We start from the raw sequence: 23,216 nt of genomic DNA on the forward strand, positions 1-23,216 counted from the left end.
ATCCCTATGCATTCATCATGATTTAAGTTTATCGCATTCATGGTAAAAAGTATACAGTACTATCGTTATATAGAAAAACCGAAGGGCCATGGCCCTTCGGTTTTTTCCGGCTGTAATTTAGGTAGTTGGCTCAGCAACATACGCTTTTTCTACTTTTGCAGACTCTTTGGCGTCCTTGTTCGTAACGGTAACTTCGACCGAACCCGCACCCGTGCCTAGTTGCGCAATCGTAATCGTTACGTCGGTTTTTCCAACAGCTACTGTTCCTGTTCCGATTACCGTCGTATCGCCTTTAGCGTAAACATTAACAACATCGCCGGCAACAAGGCCAATTACTTTAACCGTGTCGTCAGTACCTACTTTATTGTTGGTTACTGTAATACTCGTAGCAACCGGTGCTTTCGATACTTCTTGCTCATATGCTTTATCGGTTTTGTCCGATACCAATTTGTTCGTGCTCTTAACCGTTACTTGTACCTCTCCATCAGCAACCGTTAATTTCTTGGTCAAGGAGATCGTAATTTCCGTTTTACCTGCAGCTACTACGCCTGTTCCAAGGACTACAGTAGGCTCAGCTTTATTAACTACGGTTACTTTATCCCCTGCTGCAAGACCTGTAACTTTCACTGTATCAGCAGTAGCGCCCGTATTGTTGGTTACCGTGATGTTGGCTGCAACTGGAGCCGTGGACTTCTCTTCAGCTGCAAAATCTTTTTCAGTTCTTGCGCTTTCTTTCTTGCCCAAGACTTTCGTCGTAACGTTAACTTTGCCAGCTGCAGATCCCAGTTGTTTATAGCTCAGTGTAGCTTCGGTTTTATCTTTGGCTACTGTAGCTGTAGCAATAGGTTTAGCGTCAGCAGCCGCGCCATCAGCATACAGGTTTACGATCGCACCTGCAGTCAAGTTTACGACTTTCACTGTGTCTCCAGTATCAACGTTGTTAGTTACTGTGATATCATCTGCTTTCGGCGCATCCGTTGTTTGCTCTGCATCATAAGCTTCGTTCAACTTCGGAGCTTCCAGCTTGTCCACGCTTGTCACCGTTACATCAACCGCGCCGGATGCTTCTCCCAGTTGCTTGATGCTCAGAAGAGCTTCCGTTTTATCCTTCGCAACCGTCGCGATAGCAGTCACATCTTTGGATGCGGCATCTTTATAGTAAACTTTAATGATATCGCCCGTAGTAAGACCCGTTACTTTCACAGTATCCGGGATACCCGCGTTGTTAACGATCGTGACAGCTTCGGTTGCCAATTTGGTCGAAACCGGCTCTGCATCAAAAGATACTTCAAGTTTTTCGCTTTCTTTTTTGCCGGATACTTTAGCAGTGACGTAAAGCTTGCCTGCATCTGCTCCGAATTGCTTAATGGAAAGCGTCGCTTCCGTTTTGCCTTTGGCAACCGTTGTCGAACCAAGAACTTTCGCATCAGCGGCATTCTTGTCGTATACTTTGATCGTTGTACCTTCTGCTGCAGTAACCTTAACCGTGTCAGGTTTACGTACATTGTTCGCTACTACGACCTTATCGGCCTCTAATGTAGCCGTTGTTCCCTCTTTATCAACGGTCAATTCTTTAGCTGCGGTTTCAAGCGTAACACTGATAAAAACCTTGCCGCCGTCTGTGCCCAAATCCTTGATGCTGATCACAGCTTCCGTTTTGCCTTTTGCGACTTTGGCTGTTCCCAGCACTTTGCCGCCTGTTGCTTGGTCGTACACTTTAACAACGGCGTTCTCAGGCAATTCTTTCACTTTAATAACGTCTGGCAAGCCAAAGTTATTCACGATCTCGACTTTTGTCGAATCCCAACCCGTAGTCACGTCAGCATCCGCAAACGCGCTGGAGAACGGAGTTAACGCGATTGTAGCGCCTAACAGTGCGGAGACCGCTTTTCGCTTTCCATTTTTAAACATTTAAATTACCCCTTTCATGCTGGTTGATAGATTATACTTTAGCTTGGTCAGCTAGGATTAAAGATCTTCGCGCCCTGCGGCCGCAAGGGTTGGAGTATCTTGAACCGTAACTGGATCAAGAAAAAGATAATTTTTAAAGACGCTAGGAATAAATTACCCTCTGATTTAATATATCGGATGCTCGTTCATATTTTTTAGTCTTAATTCTTAAGAATCATGTTTTTTTTCAAAACGCGACAGAATGTGACTAATAAAATCATACAAAAATCCTATTTATTAAGATTTCGTTTATCACTACCTAGCCCATGTTAATCCATATATCCGCGCATTCACTTGCGAGAGAATGGCTTTGGCGCACTGATTCAACGTGCTTCCCGTTGTGTAAATATCATCGACGAGAATGATGTCAAGCGGCTTCGATTTCTGTTCCCGAATATCCAGAGTCGATAGGACCGAAGGGTCAACGTCAAAAACATCCTCCAAATCCGAAAGCCTTAACGATCTCGCTTTGTAGCTCTGCTTATCCGTATGCCGCTTACGCCGCAATAGAGGGAGAACCGGAAGTCGATATTTGTCGCCAATTCCGCGGGCCATTTGCTCCGCCTGGTTAAACCCGCGTTCTTCTAACCTCATCCGACTGATTGGTGTGTAAACGATATAATCGAAACGATGTTGCGGATTCAACGAGACACATTCCGAAAGCAACCTCTCATAGACAGTAGATAACATTTCGACAAACAACGGAGCAAGCTTCTCGCTCCCTCGGTATTTGTACATGGCAAGCATCTCTCTCATCATATCGTTGTACTGAACAGCACTGCGGTTATATTCAAAATAAGTTTTTTCCCGACGCACGCAATCGTAACAGTCTTCATATCTGCCACAAACCGAGCATTGAACACGGTAAATCCACGGTATTTGCGAGTAACATGTCTCGCACAGTTGTGGCAAGATGCTTGCTGGCCCATTCTTTTGACAGTAGAGGCACGAATGAGATTCGGCCCGGAACGAAGCATGAACTTTGTCAAGTAAGCACCTTAAGATTTGGAAAAATCGGTTTGGGGCTATTGGCTGCATACTCACGCACCTCTGTTTATGGTTTCATTCGTTAAAATTTAACCGTTCTTGCCGTCAGTAGGTATCCCTTCCTCTTCGCTAATTGGTTCATCATGCGGATCTGCTTCACAGCCCCGGTTTGGGAACGCGTTCTGGCTTCCGAGCAAAAATATACGTTGCCAGCCGGATCATCCTTGGAGCGCCCGGCCCTGCCCGCCATTTGGACGAGCGAAGCTTCGTCGAACAGAGATGAATCTGCGTCGAGGATGACGACGTCGGTTTTGGGAACCGTTACGCCCCGCTCTAAAATAGTCGTCGTGATGAGCAGCCGAATTTCACCGCTGCGGAATCGCCGGACTTTGTCCGAACGCCCATCATCCTTTGATGAGGTACCGTCAATTGAAACATCTTGAAATGTTTTGCGGAGTAAGGAAACAAGCGAATCAATCCTCTTAATCTGCGGCACGAACACGAATAGCTGAGCGCCACGTCCGAGCGATGCCCGAAGCACAGCTTCGAGCTTATTCGGCAGTCCCTTATGAGCTGGCCACTGCCGCAGCGGCTTCGTATGAATCCATCTTGGCACTGGCAGCGGGTGCCGGTGATACCTTACGGGCACCTTCACATGCGGCAGCTTGCCGCGCCGAGCCAGCTGCTGCAAATGCGCGGGCGGCGTAGCCGACAGGAAGATGTATTTCCCTAGCGGCTTGCATACTTTGCGCGCGGCATATTCCAGCATAGGATCGTTGTGATAGGGAAACCCATACAAGATAATAGGTATATGAAATCCCTTGTTGTTAACTAGCTTTATGGTTAATATAATGAAGAAAATAAAAAAGGACCTATTCGGCCCTAAACACCCCGGCAAAGTATTTCCCCAACCGCACACTCATTTCCGCCCGCACCAAATCCCTCGTTAACGCAAACCGATCCTCATACCCGCGGCAGAGATATCTATACCATATCGTTGAATCACGTTGTTCATCTTCCCACACCTTAATGTTGGCAGCCTTCAGTGCTTTACGCACCTGCACCATGTCGGCATGTATCCGGTCCATCAGAACATCAATCGCCGTTAAAAACAATTGCTTTAGCGGATGGTCGATACGCTCCGCGCTCTTTCGTCCATTTTCCACATAGGTGAGAAGCATCGGAAGAAGGACAAAGTCGCGTATCGTGAGCAGCTCATCACGGTTTGCAAAGATCTCATTCTTTTCAGATTTATCCGGTCCCATGCGGTCAAATATAGCCTTTTGATCACCACGTAGCGTTGTGTGTGGATCCCATTTCTCATCGGTCATCATTATCACCCCATACAAGAACATTTGTTTGTATTATAGGCGATGGGTGGAGGATTATTCAAGTGGGGGAATGTGGGCAAACAAAAAAGGCTTACCCTTTTCAGAGTAAGCCACGTTCTTTCATGTATGGTTCCAGTATCAACAAATCTTGCAGCGCCATTTTCCGATAAGGCCCGTCCTTGCTGGCCTTTCCCCATAGATCGCTTATTCGAGCAAACACGGCCGTTGCTCGCGCCACTTTATCAGCATCAGTATCTTTGTATATCATTCGATGCTCCAGCGCCGCGACATCTTCACGAATTTTATTCAAAGATGTACACGGGCAAGCTGTCGGACATAATTCATTATGACCCTTGATGTATTTGATTGGCAATACACTTTTAACCGTTAAAATGGCCGCGTAAAGCAGCTCTCTTTCCTGGCTTGTTAAATCCCCTTTGCTCAAATCCCTGTTTACCATAATGGCTACCGTATAAGTGTTATGACCGGCTGCGTGATAAGTGAACGAGAGTAAATCGTTCACCTGCTTAATCCTGCCTTGATCGATTGCCACATGATACGAGATCCCGGCGCCCCACTTCTTAGCGTGGTAATTCGCATGACTTTCCAATGTTCCCTCTGGAGGGCCAGAATGATGGATTACGATCGTATCGATTTCCTCGGAATTTCTAAGTCCGGTATGATACGTTTTACCATCCCATGTATTTTTAACAGTGTATTTCTTGCCTTTCATCGTTTCCCACGAACCGCGTTTAGGCAGCTTATCCGTTATATCTTCAATCGGTGGAACACTATACGGCATGGTCGGTATCAGAGTAATATTCCTTAGCATTCGCGGCACCTCCATTCTTTTGCGTTACGATATCTTTGACGCCTTTTCCGGTTATAAACGCAGCGGCAGTACCGGCAATCCACCAAATCGATTCTTCCTCCAATTCAATATCAAGGTATTCCGAAAACCCGATCACCACGCAAGCGAAGATCATTGTCACAAACTTCGTGCTGTTAAATGAAGGCTTTCCGGTTTTCACATCGACCAGGATTTGAACCACAATAAAGTTGATGGCTAGCGCTACTGATGCAACAAGCTTTTGCGGATCCAGATGCCAACCAAATTTATTGTTCAATGCCACGGCTATAATAGTTATGATACCTGTAATGAATTTCGGGTCTACATACTTATTCAACTGACCTCACGCTCCTTTTGTTTATTCCCCGGCGCAACTCCACCGGTAACGATGAATACGGCCTCTTTAAGCTCATCCGATCCGAACTCGAATATATGCTCATACGTCCATTTATCGGCGTATTCTTCGCCGTGTTCCGCTTTTATCGCATTGTACACAACACTCTGCTCCTTTGGGCATCTTTCGAATATGCAGTAGTCAATGATAGGTTGGATCAACAGCAACACACCTTTCCTGGACGCAAAAAGAGCCCATGGGATGCTTTCCCAATGGACTCTGTAGCCGATGCTTTCGGTCTGATTAGATAGTAGCATAAAAGTTTCCAAGTGTCTATACTTGATTTGGATCATCTCTACACCTCACGGCGTCCCTCCTTATCCGAAAATTTCGTTTACACCAAGAATTAACTGGTCACATCGCGGATCATTGATTTCTTCTAATTTACGAATGAATAATTTCAATTGTTCTATCGTTGCATTGTTAACGAAGTCTTCGAGCATCTCATGGACGTCCATATTTTCCCTCCTGTAGAGGGCATAACCGTTTACTTCTTGGTGTATTAAGGTATAATGGAGTTATGTATGGGTTATACCCTCTGTGATGATGTTCACCTAGGCTCTTGGTTGGGAACAAGGTGAACGGCGGTTCGTCTTCTTATGAAGGCGAATTTTTTTTGACCAATTTTAAGTAACGCGGAATGGGCTTTTTTACGACTGTTTTTTCGCCGGTGTCGTTGTTGATTAGATATTTCTTGTTGTTATCCTCTATCATGGTGTATGTTGTAATTCCCTCGCCCTCTAAGAACTCTTCCATAAGTCCTTTTTGCCCTTCTAAACGACGAATGTCGCTGACTGTAGATAATGTATTTACCCCAAACATACGAACGTCAAGATTTTGGTAGTCCCACAGCAAATCTTCGATTTCATGTCCGATCGGCTTGTCCTCATCGATATTTTTAAGAGAATTTTTCGTGTAATAATAGTCTTTAACTCCGTATTTGTTGCCATCGTAATCTTTTTCAATCGGAAAAATGTTCTCGAATTCCCCGACTGTGAGTGTGCACATTATTATTTTCACGAAGTCGATGCATTTGAATCTGAGAACAAGATCATCGTAATCTAAACTATTTGTTTCCTGGTGGTTAATCAATTTCACTCCGTATAAGACAATTCGTTTTCTTTCGATTAACTCAATGTCCTTTATTGAGGATACGATTATTCTGTCTAGGCAATTATCAAACGCTTTTTGATACATCTTGAAATAGTCAGGTTTATTTGTTTTGATGCAGTCAATTACCCTTAAATGCAACGATGTCACCCTTCCTGGAACAATCATTAATATTTCATACAGTCACACCTACATCAATTTGTTTAGACATTTGATGCGGTTCATCATTTTTAAATTTATTAACGAAGTATACCTGTCCTTTTCCAGTTACTTTTGGTGTTTTGCTAATGGTGATTCGACCATCAGAATGGGTAACACTTGTTTCTTTGATTTCAAACAAACCCCGTTCCATACTTTTTTGCGTTGGCATGTTATAGTCGGTACCTTTGCGTTTGATTAGGTACCCATTTTCTCGCAACCATTCAAACAGTCGATTTTGACCTATCATGACACCATTTTGCTTGAGAATTTTTGCTAACTCGCCTATAAGAATGCTTGTCTTACTTGCGGTTACGGAATCAGCAAACAAAGTCTTTGGTCTATCAGATTCAATCTTTGCTAGAAGTAATGCTTTTTCTTCATTTACCTGTTTAAGTTTTGTTGCAAGGCTAATAATAAAGTCGGGATTGCTGAGTGTCTTCTCAATAGTCTCAGGCGTCATGTACGCTCCATGCTTTTGTACTGATGGTAGCATTTCTTCATACAGCCAATCTTGAAAAGGAGCAGCCTTAGGTTTTTCTGACTTGCCTAATATGCGATTTAACGCAAGATTTGTTACATATGTTTCTCCGGTATTATGAATCCTAATATGGCGATTCACCATATTAGAGTTTTTAACTAGAAATATTTGATCGGGTTTTGCAAACTTCAACACTTCTTGGGTTGCCGACGATCCTTGATATTCAAGAACAGTTGAGATGTCACGAGCGCGAATCAAAAATTCTCCAGTAAAATCGAAATTGACATCCTCTTTAGTCAGTATCATTACTTCATATTGACCTTCAAACAAAATCAATTGATTATCCATATCCTTTCCTCCTTGTGTTACCTCTCAATGAGGTATAGAATAGTAAACATACAACGAAATGGATTAACTTACTTCATCAATCAGATCATCAATGTAGTCCACTTTGAAAATCACCTTTAGCTTTTTTGCAACTTGAATCGTCAATCTAGCCTTTTCTTTTTCGATCTTGTTGTAGAACTGTTGCGACATTTCAAGATGTTCTGCGACTTCTTTCTGGGATAAGAAGTTTATTTTGCGCAGGTATTCAAGTCGAGTTTTCGGTTTTGCCATTGTATGTTCACCCCTTTCTGTTTTCATGTTACACCAAAACGTAGTACATCGTCAATATAATGGAGTGATATTTTTGTCAATTTTTTCAGATCGTCTGCGTTGGATTAGAGAAAGACTTGGTTTTTCCCAAAAAGAAATGTCTGAAAAGATAGGTATTTCACAGCAAGGTTACTCAAAGATTGAACTTGGCCAACGGGAACCAAACCTTGATACTCTAATAAAATTATTTACAATTACCCAAGAATCAATTGACTTTCTTATTGGTGCACACGATTTTACGATTGAAGGTCATCAAAGATTAAACCATTATCTATCGGCCCGTAGGTCATTTGAAGTATCCGAGCGCCGACTTAAATCTTCGATTGAAATTCTGAATTCAGTATCCGATGTAGAACTTGATAAAAAAATTGAAATTCTTGGCCGTACGAAAGAAACCTTATTGCACAAAAAAGAGACAATAGAAGATACATTTAATTTTCTAATTGATTATTTAAAAACAATTCCCGGTGTACCTGAAGAACGGTTTACAATGGAGTTTTGGGATGCTGAATATGAAATATACAAAAAAACTTATTATCTCAATAAGAATTTAGATGAATAGCTATATAACACAAAAGACACCCCTTAAATAGAGGTGTCTTTTGACTTCCGGAATATCTTTTTGATAAACATCCATATTCGCTTTAATGCTTCTAATACAAGCCCTAGAACTACGAAATACAATAGCCAAGCAAATAAACCTAATACTCCAGGTATAAGTTGATATACAACAAATCCCCCGATGACACACACTATGATAATAATGCCGACTGTTGAGAATATTGCGTCCTTGATGATAGAAAACAACCTCAATTAACTCACCTCCAGCCGCATACCTAAAAATACCATATAGTGTCACGTTACCGCAACGATTACTTGGCTTTTTTATTGGCTTCAGTGACGAGTGAAATCATCTGTTCCTGCAGTGAACGCAACTTATTATTTTTGACTTCTGATGATAGAGACTTATCGGCTTCGACTATGCGCATTTGTTTCCGAATGTCCGAGATGTTATCCGAAGTTCGGTTAAGCAACTTGCGCAGCGGCTCGTTAAATTCGGGCGTCGTTTCGCCAGTTTGTTTTTTTACATTTCGCGCCTTCTCTAGTTCGTCCAACTTATCATAAAACTTCGTCATGGCGTCATTAGAGTACAACGGATCAGCTGTAACTTGGTTGGTTAAGGTATTCCACAACGATCCCCCTTGCGAAGATGCTGGGATGCCGAGTTGACCGATGACGCCGCCATATGATTTGAGCAGATAGTCTAATTGTTTTGGCGATGATTTTAACCCGATCTTACTCAGAAGCTCGCTTACACCCTTCGAAATTTCACTGGTTTTGTCATCATATTGATACTCTGCAGGTAAGTTTTGCAGATACCCGGGAACAATTGGCCGATCCGCAAAATCACGGTTTGCTTGAAGATCAGCAATTGGCCCAGCGATTGTATCACCGGCCGCTCCGATTAATCCTCCAACCGGCCCTTCTTTTGATGTACCTTTCACCGCTCCACTTATTCCAGGTGGTAAGAATGTATCCATAATCTGTTGTGCAAATTGATCGAACGCCTCCGGGTCTTCATCGGCCCACGAACGCATTATCCTTTCCGGCAAATCACTAAACACCGTGCCAATTTCCTTGGGTTTGGCGATCTTCCAAAACGTTCCGTCACCTTTTGGAATCAACAAGAAATTATCCTTTGTACGCTGGCTAACTTGCTGATAGTTAGGATCGTTCCGATTGATTGCATACAGAACCATTGTAGGTACAGTAATTGACGCAAATGCCTTTGCAGTACCCTTCACAGGATTATCTTTGAAGGTTCTCGCAATCTTGTCCAACCCTTGCATGGCCGCGTTAAAGTAAGGAAAAACCTTGTCGATTTCCTTGCCATACTTACCACGGCGTTTGAAGTTTGTAGTTAGGTCCTGCGCCTCGAACAATCCCTTTATTTTAGATTCTGGAGTACCATCCTTGGTAAGCCGTTTATACTCACCAAGCCGTGGTGCTGACTCAACAGCGTTCATGATATTCTCCAGACCGCGAAACGTTTTTGGAACAATTCCCCTTAGCTTTGATTGCGGTAATATCGCGCTTTTACTTCTTGCGAGCATGTTTCTATCCGCAGCAATCGGGCTCGAATGGCCCCCACCAACGCGTTTGAATGACTTATACATATCGCCATCCTTCAACATACTTACAAAAGAGTCTAATAAGTCATAAGCAAATTTGTGTGGCAGTATGCCTGTTGACTTAGAAGAGATATACGCTTGCGGGATATCGCGCAAAATATTCCGCGTCAGACTGAATACAGGGTTAATCCCCGTGGTCAGGGTTTTCATCATGTTCGTAACCTTGCCGATCGCATTTAGAAGCCAATTACCGCCATCTGGCCCTAGTGAAGTTATAGCTTCGAGTAGTTGCTTATCGTGAATCTTAACATGTACCGGCTTACCGTCCATCATGACACGGACGATATTGTCCTTATCCAAGCTTTCATGCTTCATTACCTTATCGAATTCTTCGCTGAAACGCACTATTACGTCATCAAGACCGTTCTCGCTGTCTAATAGACCCTTTGTAATGTCCGGCAGCTTATTGGGTGGTTGTGTCACGATCTCTGCGATGTCTTTGAATGCTTCCGGATTCTGCTCGATATTCCTTACAAAAGCTTGGCCGACCTGATTCCTTTTCGCTGCTTTTACGAATGCGTCAGTATCTTCGATAGTCGATTCGAGCGGACTTTTGATCTTCCTTTGCGAACCTGTTTTCGAGTAGCCCTTAACCGGCGCCTTCTGACCAACGAATCCGCCTTTAGCACGATTATTAGTGCCGCCCATCTTCTCCAATTCGCTGAAATGGCGTTTCATCGGCACATAGAAAGGATTTTCTTTGAACCAAGTTTCCGCTTGCTCCTTGGAAAGTAAGCCGGTATCAACAAGCCATGATTGGACCATGTTCCGATTGTACTGGTAGTATTCATCAGCGATTTTCGCAAACTCAGGGTGTTTCGCATTGAGATCGGCGATCTTTTGCGCTCCGCTTTCTGGTGTCCATTTCATAGAGTCGGGATACACTTTCTCACCACGTTCTGCCCTAGTGATCGCGTGCCGGTTGAGCATGTAATCCTCGAAGTCACTGTACTTCCCTTTCGGAAGCTGATTCATGATGTCCTTCAAGGAATTACCGACGACATTGCCTGAGCTATCCACCAGTTTATCAGTAAGAATCTGATGGGAAATCATGTCCGCGCCGCGGCTATTCAATGCCAGTTGATGCGCTTTCTCCCCCGGCCGTAACTCTTTACCAAGTACCGCCTCAACATGCTTATCGAAATTGTTCAGACTGTGCAAGTCGTCCACGAAATTGATGTATGCTTGATCCACTTTTGACTTTAGTGGGCTGCTTTCTTTGGAAAGTCCCGAAACAATATGTGATTTCGTTTCCGTTCTGAGGGCATCATATGGGCCGGTCTTTGCAAATGGAGTTAAGCGGTCAACTGGCTTTGGTGTTGCCTCCCCAATTTTCGTAACAAGCTTCTTCAAACCATCCTTCACCAATGGAGCCGCACCACTCACTAGGGCATCGCCGGCGCCACCTAGAACGCCACCTAACGTTGCGTTTAATGCGACTTGATCGACATCTGTTTCGCCCCGATTCGCTCCTTGTACGACACTCTGTAGTGCATTAGCCGGAGCTCCGCGCACTAATCCCTGTGCAATACCGTCCGTGACTTTTGTCGATAACCCCGGAAGAACTTTGTTCGTTAAGCGGCTTAGACCGTTCTCTGTTGCATTCAGCACTTTTTGCCCTGTGCCGGTCTGCATGAGTTTATCAACGGCGTTGTAGCTACCTTGAACGAGATTAGCTTCGAGTTGTGATGGATTGGTCACAAAGCCGCCTACACCACCGACTATATCAGCGATTAAGTCAGCTGTCTTATTCCCCGTTGTCGGCTTTGGTCCGATCGCTGGACCGACAGTTGAAGCTGCCGTATGTCCCACACGATCGAGTGCTTGTCCTTCTGCTGTGTCATAACGCAAATTATCCATAAAACCAGCAAACGGATCTAGCACGTTTTGTCTTAACCATCCGAGTCCATTTTCGTCGAACCATTTACCTTGTTCAGCACGTTGGTTCTGAGCTTGCTTCTTTCGTTCTGCTTGGACCTGATCCGCTGTCTGTGCAGGATTTGCTACTTTGTTTGTTAAAGCAGCGCGTTTTGCTACAACTTCTGGAGAAGGCTGCGACGTTGAAACCAACGGCTTAGACTCTTGCGTTTGCATCGAAGGCTGCGAAGATAACGAAGGAGTCTCTTTCGAGACTCCCGTCTTTACCTCTTTTTTCGGTCTTGTATCTGGTATTAGTCCGAGATCCATTCTTTTTTGATCGTACCAACTTGATGTATCGCTAGATGTAGATTTAACTGCAGTTGATTGATCGGATATAACGCCTAACTCGCGTCGTTTACGATCGTACCACGATTCGGCCATGAGACATCATCTCCCACTCGTACCTAAATTATCACTACCCCATTTCAAACCGTAGCGCGAATAAAGGCTTTTCGCTGTAGACTCAGGTAGATTGAGGCTGATGATATAGTTTCCTAGTGCGTATTTGTCTGTAACCGCCTTAGAGCCTGTTTTTTGACCCAAGCTATCCATTTGATCTTTGATGAACGGAGAACCGTCAATGGCCTTATATGCGTCTTCGTAGCTCATAGGTTTGTTTTGACCGTTATTAACCATCTGCCATACTTTATATGCATTGTCGGGATTATCAGGACTCTTCGACCAAGCAAGAGAAGATGCGCTTGTGTTAGCGTTCATACGGGAAGTTTGGGCGTTCATTTGATCTACCGCAATAGAAGCCAGTGCTTTCTTTGTATCCAAGTCATACTTCGCCCAGTCGAGTTTATTTGCATCGGCCCACTTCTTCATTTCTAGATCAAACGATTTATCCCACTGACCATTCTTAATCTGGTCTTGGAGTTTGTTGTAGTCAAACATTTGCCCTTGTAGATTTAGCGTACCATTACCCTTAGCCTGACGGAACAACCCACCCCAATCATCAGTTGGATTGATTACTTTACCAGTCAATTCACTTACCTTCACAGCTGCGTCTAGATTTGATTTCTTTTCATCCTGACGTTGCTGCCACTTTAGATATTCGTTTGATATGTTTTGCTGTCCCAAGTTATTAGCAGTGGACATAAGATTCTGCACATCACCAAGGTTATCACGATACATACCGTACTGGTCCTTGTACTGTTCGTACTGCCTGTTGTTATCGTCAACGTACCGTCGATACGCTTGATCCATCAGTTGCGGCAATACCGTGTCACTGACGCGCCCTAGCTCGCTCTGTTGTATCTGATTTGCCCTATCTACCGCGATGGATGAATTACCTATTCCACGGTCACCAAGGCTTACCATAGCGTTATTGGTGGCTGTAGTGGCGTTTGCTTTGGCGCGATTTAGTGCAGCCTGATACTGTGGATCGTTCTCCGGATCATATTGGAATGGCGCTGGCTGCTTGTATGCTTCATACTGCTTATTCGCCGCTGCATCCAACCTATCATAGAGCGCGTTCACCTTCGTTTGCCATGGATCAGGCTGCGCTGGTTGTGAAACAGCAGCAGGTGTCACGGCCGCGGTTGTTGCAGGCTTTTTTTGATTCTGCTGATACGTGTTATAGGCTTTATCGAGTGCTGATACGTCGCCGTATGACTTGCCGCCTTTGTCGTAGTCGGCTTGGAAGAAGTCTTGACCGTTGGCTGTGACCATCTTTCGCTTGTTGTCGTAGCCAATTTGAGAGTCTTGGAAACCTTTGTTTTTCATGTATTCGCGTATCCATGTTGGATTTGCAACTGCCATGGTATCACCCCTTTAAAAATAAGTTGCCCGCATGAGCGGCTAGTTGTAAATATCATCCTTTTGCACTAGAATGAGATTGCTATTGTCACATTTTAGGGAAGGAGGTATAAATATGAGAGTCGAAGAACTTCAAGTCGCAAAAGAATTAACTTTAGCAGTAATCGAAAAGATGGGTTTTCCTAACAAATCGGCATCTTCCCCAACCTCTGGCAATGACACTATTGCTGAGGAAGTAAGCAGAGTCTTTAAAAAGATTTGCGATGCAGTGGTGGAGGCATCCGCAAAGTAGTTATCTCAAGCAATTGTACAATTCTGATGTAGCGGAAACGACCTCCGGCAGAACCGCCAATTCTTCGCTGGAGGCGCCGTTTTCGCATTTAACCTTGATCCACTTACAAAGTGCTTTAATAGTGCTTTCCATTTCCTCGTTAATTTCTTGTTTCATCGTAATTCCTCCTCAAATTTAGGAAATAAAAAAAGCCCGATATCTCGGACTCTAGTAATTTATGGTACAAAGAGAAAACTCACCGCGAAAGGTTGAGCTCCTTCGGTGAGTTCCTCTTAGTCCAGTAACCCGCCCAGGTTAGCGCCAAATGTTCGGGTTGTTTTGATCATACTACTGTTAATTTATGCTTGCAAGGTTATTTCTGCGCTGCTGCTTCGAGATCGGATTTCTGTTTTTCTAGGTCAGCCATTTCGTTCTGTGCGTCAGTGATATATTTGTTCATTTGATCCTTGAATTCTTGCGAAGCATTTGGCGATCCGGTTAAAGCCATTTGATTGCCTGTAATGCTTATTTTTAAGTCCGATATGTTTTTTTCGATTACTTTGATCTTCCGTTGTATTTCTTCTGGAGAATCCACTTTTGGAGGCTCTGGCTGCTGCGTTTGTGTCTGTTGAGTTACTTGCGTTGGTTCTGTTGTAGTAGCAGTTTCGTTCACTTTTTGTTCCTCCTTCTTATCAAGAAGTATTTCTCCTTGACCTCCAAAATTGATAGAATAACCTGTTGCGTCAGCGAATGCGCGTACAGGCAAATAGCTTGACCCATCGATCACAACTGCCTTTTTGCCAACATCTGTACCGTTCACTTTTACAAGAGTTTCCTTCTTGACTACTTTACCGATAAGAGATTTAATGTCTGCAGCATACGCCGTAACTGATAAACTTAATACAACTCCAATCATAATGCCTAATGCAATATACGACATTTTTTTCATGGGATCACCTTTTCCATGGTTTTTACCCATTGTACAACATTTCCAATTTACTGTTAAGAGTTTCGTACGCCATTTGAGAATGTAATTGGCGTATTTGCTGGTCCTCCTGGAGTGGTAGCAACATATACCGTTCCATTAACTCCTGACGCATTCGCCTTTCCATCAAGCGTTTGTTGGAGAGTGAACCCAGTGGAATCGTCTTTTAATTTACTCCATCTCGGAACGGTTACAAATGCACCTGATCCTGATCCACAACTAATATCTACATTATCACTAGTAGAAGAAATTCCAAGACGAGAATTTGACCTTATATTCATAGCTCCTGTAGCCAACAAAGACAATATATCAGATATTGAACTAAGAGTTCCTTTAATACTATTGTTTTCAACTACTGAAAACGTCGTATTCCCAGTTAAAGTAGGACTAATCGCCACATAATTAGCAGCATCCTTATACGCCGCCAACAAATTCCCTGTACTTGAAAAATCAATCCTCGGATACGTTCCATCAGCCGTAGAAATATAAGCCCCGATAAGGATACCGGCCACGACTTTGCCCAAGTCCGCGCTTATCGCCGACAACTGATCCACGTCGATTTTCTCCGCAATCACCGCCCCAGCCTTAATCAAATCCGCTGTAACACTCTTTGGCCGCACATTCTTTCCATCGATATTACGATCAGTCAAATATGCGACTTCCTTGATTAACCTAGCCACTATATCCGCAAGCTGCTGTGTCGATAATCCCGAGCTCACTTGCGGCAAATTGATATCTGCCATGCAATTCCCTCCTATACCATTGGCATATCTCTTTGGTCCCGGTCGAAGCTGTACATGGTACATGGACCCGAACCAGTAAACTTAATCCGTATATAATTCGCATTCGCTACCATGTTGGTTGGAATGATCACTCTGGCTCCCTGAATGGCGCTAGAAGACGTTATTGACTTCGCAAGCTCCCAATCACTATCACCACTTGCAGACTTGCTTAGATAGACGTTTAAGGCGCTGTTTTGCGGCAAGTCCACGACGATCCATAGCGCGTGCCATCGTATTTTTCGAGCGAGCGAATCGCTGCCGAATGGCTTGGACACCCATTCCCATGTGATCGGTGTCCCATTGTCCGATATGCCGCCCATTTGTAGCACTCTGCCCGCCGCGTCGCCTTGATACCAGTTGTCGCCCATCTTCGCCATGTGAAGCGCGGAGAAGTCTTTCCACACGTACCACGTGCCGAATTGCGGGTCATATTCTAGGATCGTGTCCGTCGCCGTGGAACTGACCATAGGAATGGAAACGTACAGCTTCTTACCATCGGTCCCAACGCAGCACGTATTTCTCGCGGCCTTGTTCATGTTGTCAACGTAATACTGCACCGGCAGCGAGAATTGTTTATCCGGAAGTGTCCCGCCGGAGTACTGATATATCCCCTTGTCATCGAGGAAATACATCATCCCGTTGATTGTTGCGGCGCATTTGTTGTTAAGGATGCCGATTTCAGTCGTGACCGTCACCATGCGATAATTTGATGGCGCAGATCCGTATAGTTCATGAATGGAACTTGGCTTGAACAGAGTTAAGTGCGTTAGTCCAGACTTAATCGCATTAAGCGTTTCGCCGTTCGGCGTCTCTACTGTGATAAATCCAGAGTCAGCATCGTCGCCGGCCGCTGTTGTCCAGTCGTTTGCTTTGCGATAGGAAGAGAATCGCAAGTCGTTACCAACAGCACAATACAGCCGGTCCATATACTGTTCGATGTAATTGCCGCCAGCCGGTGCTGTGGCGAGATTTGATACCGTTGCCCCGTCGTAAACCTTGATCGGATCGACACCATTTGCTCCTATGAGGCTGATTCCACTAAGATTCCCCTTGAAATTGGCGAAACTCCATTCGGCGACAGCATTTAATCCACTCGCAATACTGACCCACACACTGCCGGTCCATTTATACAATATCCCTCCTGCTACTGCGTGTAATTCAGCATCCTTCCAAACTCCAATACCTTGTATACGCGCTCCCAAGTTGCCGCCAACCAAAGAATGACCCGGCCTCGTAGTAAAAGCCGGGTACTTGGTGGATGTGATATTTTTGGTATCAGTAGCGTAAGATTCGCCAATAGAAAAAGCGTCAAGCTTATTGACGCCTTTAAATTCCCTTTGACTGATCAATGGTCGTTCTCTTGTTGGAGGCCAGTAATTCATTTTTCACCGCTCCTTACTGGTAACCGTACTCGTATCTCGTCAGTTCCATCGTTCCATTGTGGTAAGTGAATACACCGAAGTATCCACTCTTTAACTTCGTGTTTGTGACCTGCATGATCTGTGTACCATCCAAATATGCGGTGATGACTCCAGCGTCAGTATGTGTGACTCTGAGTTTATGCGGTACAGTGTAGTTAATTGTTATGTTTGCTTGCACAATAGCTGATGACAACGCATTATTAGGACCCATTGCGTAAATACGGGCAGCATCGGCCACACCACTACCATCAAAATAAAGCAAATACCCCGCGTTTACTTGGCTTGGGTTATCAGATGGAGCAGCTCCTGCAGCCCTGTTTCCAAACCAAGTTATGCCGCTACCTGGAATTAGCGTTCCCTCAGCTTCAATAACCAGTGTTTTTCCGGTTTTATATTCGGCCGTGTCCTTGGAGAAAAAAATAGCTCCTTTTTGTTGCGCATCTATCGTATTCGTAAATCTTACGTATCCGTCAATAATCCTTCTAAAACTCAATAATTGCCCTGCCGCGAATCCTGTTTGCAATTGATAAATCGTGTCGCTTTTTGCCGATCTTGAAGGCCGGAAGGCAAAGGCACTGATATAGATATTCGCTGGGCTTGCACTTTGGCCAATTGTTGCGTTAGTGTATTTCAGTTCGATTGTATGAAACCCTGGCTGTATATTTTCGATGATTGTATTCGGAACATCGTACGTCGCCGATTCTTTTGAATATAAATCGATTGTTGCAACGCTGACCCCGTTATCCGTAATGGTAATCGTTCCACCGGCTGTATTACATGGCGAAATCATGAATAGATCCATTCCGGGTTTATCGATAAAGAAATTAAACCGGATATACGTTCCGTTTGTTCCTTGCGTATTTATCAATAAATTACGCTGATAGTATTGACCTGTACTGGTAAACGTCTGTGTGGAATCTGTATCGATATAAGGACTTCCAACCACTGGTACATACAATTCTTCTCGCGAATTGACATACAGAACATTGGAGTAATTGAATGTATCCATATATGACGTTATGATTTCTGCAATAATCGGGTAATCCGCATCCGTAAAATGAATGTTATCGGGTAACATGAGCGCTGGAGCTTTAGTCTTGTAAAAAAACTTTTTTGTGATTTCGTACTGCATGTCGATGTAATCAACGGAATAATTCGATGCCACTTCCTCGCATACTCGACTGAAAAACATAAGTTTTTTACTGTTGGATGTGTAGATCGGCGTCGGGGAAAGAATGAGCACTTCAATGCCGTTATTCAATAGTGATTTAACCATCTTCGACATATTGGTTTTGTATTGATCAACAGTAAGTGCAGGACCGAATGCCGACCCTGCTAAGTCGTTTATGCCAAACATGATGATCGCCAAGTCAGGGGCTTGATTGATCACATTCGCTTGTATGTTAGCAACACCCTCGGTGGTTCTCCATCCGGAAGTACCTTTATTTACGACGGTTACTCCGTTATAGTTAAACGCCTTCTGTAACTGGGACTGTAACGCCGCGGGGTAAGGGTTAGCAACCTGAGCCCCCGTACCAATCTGCATGCCAAAAGTTATACTATCGCCGTAGCAAACGATCTTTGCCGATGTCCCATACACCATCTTTTGAATGGTTTTCCGCAGATAAGATCCGGTGTTATCAGAGTAGCTATTTTGTCCGAATTGTTGGATAGGAGTAGATACACCACCAACAACTAATGTTGCATTATCCCCGAACAAAACGACTGAATCCGCGTTTGATAACGCAGCCACCTTATATGTGCCATGCGGAAAAAACACGGACATACAACCTGCAGCAATTGCTGCATCAATCGTTTTTTGGATAGCTGCTGTATCATCAGTTACGCCATCACCTTTGGCCCCATACACTTTAACGTTGAAAAGTATGGATCCAAAAGTAATTTTATTCAAGTTGGCATTGAACTGCTCGGAGATTATTTGCGATACCTTCGTCACTTTCTCACCGCCATTCCATCTGTATTTCGGTTGCTTCTGTATCATGATTCGCCTCTAAGAATGCATCCAATAGTGTTTGATACTGCTGGATAAACCCATTGGCGACATCGAATTCCTTGTTGATCTCCGCTAATTCCTTGCATACTCCATATATCAGCAAGTCGTGGAAATCCTCGTCAAGCTGCGGCACACTGCTCAAATCGGTCGGCGATAGATCGGCCGGCGTATCGTAATGGTAGATCAATAGCCCATCTGTTACGTCTTCCGTGGGCGTTGGATACAGTCCGACATAATACCCGACATCACCCTTCAAAATGTAAAAAAATCGGCTTGTAGCCTGTGATTCAAGCTGCTTGTATGGATAAGACACATCATTCACCAGAAGTTCGCGAATCTTCGATGGATGAATGGATATCGGATACTGTGCCTGATCTGCTATGAGATCATACAACGTGCCGACCGTGTTTTTTACCACTGTACGAAACAACTGCTTTTGCAGCTTATTGATCTTTCTAACCTTCGAATCGTTAGAAAGAGCGTTCGGATATCTTTCATCAATTTCTCCAAGGATTTCATTAAGTGTCATGACGACACCCCCATATAAAGAAAAAGCGGAACTCTAAATGAGTCCCGCCTGTTCTAAGATTTCTGCAACGGTTTGAGGTACTTCGACCTCTACGCCTTTTTGAATCTGGAAGTTATGACCGTTTACGCTGACGAATTCATACGGCCACTCCATGTTTTTGCCGGATTCTTTCGCGGCTTCGAGTTTCTTCTTTTCTTCCGGAGAGAGCCACAGTTTAATTTTGACTTTAGGCTGCTCCCTGAGCAGTTGAGCCGTGGATTTCGTGACGTTATCCATTTCTGAATCGGACATTTGCGCCTTGCTATTTCTAGTCGATTTGATTTCTTCCATGATGATTCCTCCATAGTTTCGATTTTAAAGGGGAGGTGTTACCCTCCCATTATCCAGATACAGTATGCTCGATGCGCAGCATAGCCGCTTGTTGCAGGATTTTAGCAGTAAACAGAGCCTTCCACATTTTGTTACTCCTCTAATTGTGATATAATAGAACCATACGGTCAATACAAAACTATCTTGTATAAAGTAGGTGCTATTATTGAAAAAACCCACTAAAGAACAATTGGAACAGGACGTATTATCGGATATGAGTTGGAATGAGATTGCCCTAAAATATGGGTATACAGATTCTCGGTTTTTACGAAAACTCGCTGTAAGATACGATCTTCCAAAACGACGAGCAATCCTTAAACCATCCAAAGAGCAACTACATCAACTGATATGCATTGAAGGTCTAACCCCTCAAGTCGTTGCCGATAAACTCGGTTATAGTGAAGGAGGCTGGTCTAATATCTACGCATATTGTAGAGAGTATGGAATTGAGTTCGATTTTACTCCGAACGCAGATCTGAGAAATACTCCATTTACCAAGGAACAACAATCAATTGTGCTAGGAACTTTGCTCGGCGATGGATATCTTCGCCCATCGTCTCTAAATTACAATCTCGTCATTGCTCACGGAGAGAAACAACGTGATTATTTAGAGTGGCTAAAGCAAAGATTAACACCATTCATTCTTGCCGATGATCCATACCAAGCAAAGAAAACATCTTTACATAATCATGCGCCTGTCTATCGATATTGCACCATCGCTCACCCGTGGCTAACAGAACAACGTCAAAGGTTGTACCCCAATAACATAAAAACTGTATCGCCTGAATGGTTAGATGAAATTGATGAACTGGCACTTGCTGTGTGGTTTATGGATGATGGTTCTCTAAATAAACGTTACGGAACTATGGTTTTGTGTACAAACGGATTCTCTTATGATGAACATATCCTCATGCAAGAATGGTTCGAACAAAGATGGAACTTAACCACAGTTATTGAAAATCGACGAAATAACCAATACACAATACGCTTTAATGCCTCAGTAGCCAGAACCCTTCGTAATATTATCCGTCCTTTTATTCCTCAATGCATGCAATATAAAGTGGATTTCAATTAGAGTGGACGGGTCATTTCTGCCCGTCTCTCCCGTTTCATTTTTAGATTATTGCGGGAGTTCAGACTGTCGCATCACCTATCGGTGTCTCTTCGCTCAGTCGTTCACGCTGCACGGTTTCCCTGCTTGCGCCTTGTTATCCTTCTCAGGACCTCCAAGTCAATCAGAAGAGATTTTAAACGGGCTGGACTAAGCAGCTCGACCCGTTGTTCCGCGTTGATTGAGTGGATCGGCCGTACCGGCAGAACCGTGCGGCTTGATGATATTCTGCACGTTTCCGCTGCCAGCGACGTCTACAACACCGTATGCGTCTTTACCGATAACAAGCGTGCAGTATACGTCTACCCCAGCAGCACCGGCACCCGCAAATTTCTTCGCATTCGTCGTTTCAACGAAGCGCACGCCATATAGTCGGCCGATTTCGCCACTAAAAATTTGCCGCGAACCAGCGTATTGCGCCGCTTGTTCCCATTTTGTATCGGATTGAAGGTCGTATGTTGTTCCTGGTTCAACAATCGCCACATAGTCCCCACCTTCAAGAGGCTTGGAATTGTTGCGTTTAAGCGTTCGAACGGCCTTCCTGATCTCATTGACTGTCAGGTTGTCACCTGCAGCAACTGTAACGCGAGATGCGCGGCCGGCTGCGTACTGTACCGATGTTCCGGCTGCGAGAATATCGCGTACGACTTGGTCCAGTGTATCAGCCGACTGATCACCCAACACATCTGCCATTTCATCAAGAACCGGATCGATTGCAACAAGGTCGAGGATGTCGGATACTTCGATAAAATCGCCATATTGGGCGACTGTAGACGTTACGTTAGTGATCGTAATCGCATTACCTGCTGGTGTCACACCCTCTGTAAGCGGAACTGTAGCCGCTGCCAGCGCCGAGAACTTGCGGAAATCAATCGTTTTACCGCTGCCCTTCGGAATTGGACGCTTCTGTCCGAACTGAAGGTGTACAAAATTCGCGATAAGTCGCGCCAAAAGCTTTTTATCATAGTACGTTTGAATTGTAGGCGATACGCCTGGTAATAGTGTTGTTTGAACTGCCATTATTCGTCATCTCCTTAGAATACGATTCTTTCGCCCCTCTGTACTCGCCTCGAAATCTCTTGGATTTGATCAAGACTCATATTTGCGGGGTCGAATTGAACGTTTGATGGTTGGTCATTGCTCGGAAGGATCTGCTTTTGATCTCTCCCGGTGATACGGGCTAATACTTCTTGCTCCTTCTCTTGCGCAAGCTTCTGCATCCTACTTTCGTAAGAAAGAAGCTTATAAGCATCCTCCAAGTCGTATCCGCGGTTTGCGAACATGTCGAATGCTTGGTCATGGTATTGCTCGAAGTCACTGTACTTCGACTTCAATTCGTTTACTTTCGAGTCAACGTTGCGAAAAAATTCCTGTTTCCGCTGTTCATCGCGCTCTTTTTTGAGCTGATCGAGTTCTTGTTTCATTGGGTATAGGTGTTCCATAATCACGGATTCATCGACACCCATATTTTCGAACTTCTCAATTTCCCGCTTGATCTGATCTTGCCTTTGCGCCTCGTCCAACGCGCTGATGAAGGCATTGACATCGGCGTAACCGCCAAGTTTCGCAACTCTCTCCATATGCTGTTGGTATTGTTCCAACTCTGTAGATCGCTGCTTAAAAGTGTCGTAGTCACCGTATTGCTCCTTGTATTTCTTCTCAAGCTGCGCCTCGCGTCTTGCAAGCTCCGCTTTCAGCGCTTCGCCAAACTTCGGTTCTTCCGGTGCTGGAGCGGCGACCTCCGAATGTGCGCCCGATTCGTCCGTTATAACCGATTCATTTAATGATTGCTCCGCGTCGACCGAAGCTTCTACGACCGATTCTTGACTCTCATATTGACCTTCCATGGGTAATCCTCCTTGTTATGCGACGACCATAACTGTTACGTCCGATTTTTTACCGA

24 protein-coding genes are annotated in these 23,216 nt (G+C 44.3%); 3 read left to right on the forward strand and 21 right to left on the reverse strand.

Annotated features, from left to right (window positions below):
- Positions 1-117: 117 nt before the first annotated feature.
- The 10 genes from AC0LWM_RS04000 to AC0LWM_RS04045 all read right to left on the reverse strand — a co-directional run bounded on the left by AC0LWM_RS04000 (position 118) and on the right by AC0LWM_RS04045 (position 7,919).
- On the reverse strand, positions 118-1,911 hold the full coding sequence (locus tag AC0LWM_RS04000) for a hypothetical protein (protein WP_474673608.1): 1,794 nt from the start codon (positions 1,909-1,911) through the stop codon (positions 118-120).
- 294 nt (positions 1,912-2,205) lie between these two features.
- Complete coding sequence (locus AC0LWM_RS04005; RefSeq protein WP_474673609.1) at positions 2,206-2,688, reverse strand: ComF family protein; 483 nt, start codon at positions 2,686-2,688, stop codon at positions 2,206-2,208.
- A 331-nt stretch (positions 2,689-3,019) separates the two neighbouring features.
- Positions 3,020-3,706 carry a helicase-related protein gene (locus AC0LWM_RS04010; RefSeq protein ID WP_474673610.1) on the reverse strand — a complete coding sequence of 229 codons (687 nt, stop codon included), beginning with the start codon at positions 3,704-3,706 and terminating at the stop codon, positions 3,020-3,022.
- A 103-nt stretch (positions 3,707-3,809) separates the two neighbouring features.
- On the reverse strand, positions 3,810-4,268 hold the full coding sequence (locus AC0LWM_RS04015) for a YhjD family protein (protein WP_474673611.1): 459 nt from the start codon (positions 4,266-4,268) through the stop codon (positions 3,810-3,812).
- Positions 4,269-4,368: 100 nt separating this feature from the next.
- Positions 4,369-5,100, reverse strand: a complete 732-nt coding sequence (locus AC0LWM_RS04020; protein ID WP_474673612.1) for a peptidoglycan recognition protein family protein — start codon at positions 5,098-5,100, stop codon at positions 4,369-4,371.
- A complete protein-coding gene (locus tag AC0LWM_RS04025) occupies positions 5,060-5,455 on the reverse strand; it encodes a hypothetical protein (protein WP_474673613.1) in 396 nt (131 codons plus the stop codon). The genes AC0LWM_RS04020 and AC0LWM_RS04025 overlap by 41 nt, the downstream gene beginning before the upstream one ends.
- A complete protein-coding gene (locus tag AC0LWM_RS04030) occupies positions 5,452-5,613 on the reverse strand; it encodes a hypothetical protein (RefSeq protein WP_474673614.1) in 162 nt (53 codons plus the stop codon). The genes AC0LWM_RS04025 and AC0LWM_RS04030 overlap by 4 nt, the downstream gene beginning before the upstream one ends.
- Before the next feature lie 496 nt (positions 5,614-6,109).
- Positions 6,110-6,604: a hypothetical protein gene (locus AC0LWM_RS04035; protein WP_474673615.1), complete on the reverse strand. Its 495-nt coding sequence runs from the start codon at positions 6,602-6,604 to the stop codon at positions 6,110-6,112.
- A 193-nt stretch (positions 6,605-6,797) separates the two neighbouring features.
- Positions 6,798-7,649, reverse strand: coding sequence for a phage antirepressor KilAC domain-containing protein (locus AC0LWM_RS04040; protein WP_474673616.1), 852 nt, complete (start codon positions 7,647-7,649; stop codon positions 6,798-6,800).
- Between the two features lie 63 nt (positions 7,650-7,712).
- Positions 7,713-7,919, reverse strand: coding sequence for a helix-turn-helix transcriptional regulator (locus AC0LWM_RS04045; RefSeq protein WP_474673617.1), 207 nt, complete (start codon positions 7,917-7,919; stop codon positions 7,713-7,715).
- A gap of 73 nt (positions 7,920-7,992) precedes the next feature.
- Between AC0LWM_RS04045 and AC0LWM_RS04050 the strand changes: the two genes are divergently transcribed.
- Positions 7,993-8,520, forward strand: coding sequence for a helix-turn-helix domain-containing protein (locus AC0LWM_RS04050; RefSeq protein ID WP_474673618.1), 528 nt, complete (start codon positions 7,993-7,995; stop codon positions 8,518-8,520).
- A gap of 310 nt (positions 8,521-8,830) precedes the next feature.
- Here AC0LWM_RS04050 and AC0LWM_RS04055 read toward each other — a convergent pair whose 3' ends face one another.
- Both AC0LWM_RS04055 and AC0LWM_RS04060 read right to left on the reverse strand, forming a co-directional pair.
- Entirely contained in the window at positions 8,831-12,451 is a 3,621-nt protein-coding gene (locus AC0LWM_RS04055; protein ID WP_474673619.1) for an LPD38 domain-containing protein, read from the reverse strand.
- 6 nt (positions 12,452-12,457) lie between these two features.
- The gene (locus AC0LWM_RS04060) at positions 12,458-13,834 is read right to left on the reverse strand and encodes a hypothetical protein (protein ID WP_474673620.1); all 1,377 of its coding nucleotides are present in this window, start codon (positions 13,832-13,834) and stop codon (positions 12,458-12,460) included.
- 112 nt (positions 13,835-13,946) lie between these two features.
- Between AC0LWM_RS04060 and AC0LWM_RS04065 the strand changes: the two genes are divergently transcribed.
- Positions 13,947-14,123, forward strand: coding sequence for a hypothetical protein (locus AC0LWM_RS04065; RefSeq protein WP_474673621.1), 177 nt, complete (start codon positions 13,947-13,949; stop codon positions 14,121-14,123).
- Here AC0LWM_RS04065 and AC0LWM_RS04070 read toward each other — a convergent pair whose 3' ends face one another.
- The 7 genes from AC0LWM_RS04070 to AC0LWM_RS04100 form a co-directional block, all read right to left on the reverse strand.
- A complete protein-coding gene (locus AC0LWM_RS04070) occupies positions 14,124-14,279 on the reverse strand; it encodes a hypothetical protein (protein ID WP_474673622.1) in 156 nt (51 codons plus the stop codon).
- A gap of 196 nt (positions 14,280-14,475) precedes the next feature.
- Positions 14,476-15,081, reverse strand: a complete 606-nt coding sequence (locus tag AC0LWM_RS04075; protein WP_474673623.1) for a hypothetical protein — start codon at positions 15,079-15,081, stop codon at positions 14,476-14,478.
- Positions 15,082-15,104: 23 nt separating this feature from the next.
- The gene (locus AC0LWM_RS04080; RefSeq protein ID WP_474673624.1) at positions 15,105-15,830 is read right to left on the reverse strand and encodes a hypothetical protein; all 726 of its coding nucleotides are present in this window, start codon (positions 15,828-15,830) and stop codon (positions 15,105-15,107) included.
- A gap of 11 nt (positions 15,831-15,841) precedes the next feature.
- Positions 15,842-17,251 carry a hypothetical protein gene (locus tag AC0LWM_RS04085; protein WP_474673625.1) on the reverse strand — a complete coding sequence of 470 codons (1,410 nt, stop codon included), beginning with the start codon at positions 17,249-17,251 and terminating at the stop codon, positions 15,842-15,844.
- Between the two features lie 13 nt (positions 17,252-17,264).
- Positions 17,265-19,292 carry an SGNH/GDSL hydrolase family protein gene (locus tag AC0LWM_RS04090; RefSeq protein ID WP_474673626.1) on the reverse strand — a complete coding sequence of 676 codons (2,028 nt, stop codon included), beginning with the start codon at positions 19,290-19,292 and terminating at the stop codon, positions 17,265-17,267.
- Entirely contained in the window at positions 19,252-19,833 is a 582-nt protein-coding gene (locus AC0LWM_RS04095; protein WP_474673627.1) for a phage adaptor protein, read from the reverse strand. The genes AC0LWM_RS04090 and AC0LWM_RS04095 overlap by 41 nt, the downstream gene beginning before the upstream one ends.
- Positions 19,834-19,866: 33 nt before the next feature.
- Positions 19,867-20,163, reverse strand: coding sequence for a hypothetical protein (locus tag AC0LWM_RS04100; protein WP_474673628.1), 297 nt, complete (start codon positions 20,161-20,163; stop codon positions 19,867-19,869).
- Between the two features lie 205 nt (positions 20,164-20,368).
- On the opposite strand from AC0LWM_RS04100, the gene AC0LWM_RS04105 reads away from it, so the two are divergent.
- The gene (locus AC0LWM_RS04105) at positions 20,369-21,277 is read left to right on the forward strand and encodes a hypothetical protein (protein WP_474673629.1); all 909 of its coding nucleotides are present in this window, start codon (positions 20,369-20,371) and stop codon (positions 21,275-21,277) included.
- Between the two features lie 186 nt (positions 21,278-21,463).
- Here AC0LWM_RS04105 and AC0LWM_RS04110 read toward each other — a convergent pair whose 3' ends face one another.
- Positions 21,464-22,333: a N4-gp56 family major capsid protein gene (locus AC0LWM_RS04110; protein ID WP_474673630.1), complete on the reverse strand. Its 870-nt coding sequence runs from the start codon at positions 22,331-22,333 to the stop codon at positions 21,464-21,466.
- Positions 22,334-22,347: 14 nt separating this feature from the next.
- Positions 22,348-23,160, reverse strand: coding sequence for a hypothetical protein (locus tag AC0LWM_RS04115; RefSeq protein WP_474673631.1), 813 nt, complete (start codon positions 23,158-23,160; stop codon positions 22,348-22,350).
- Positions 23,161-23,216 lie beyond the last annotated feature (56 nt).

The organism is Paenibacillus sp. sgz302148 (assembly GCF_056120465.1).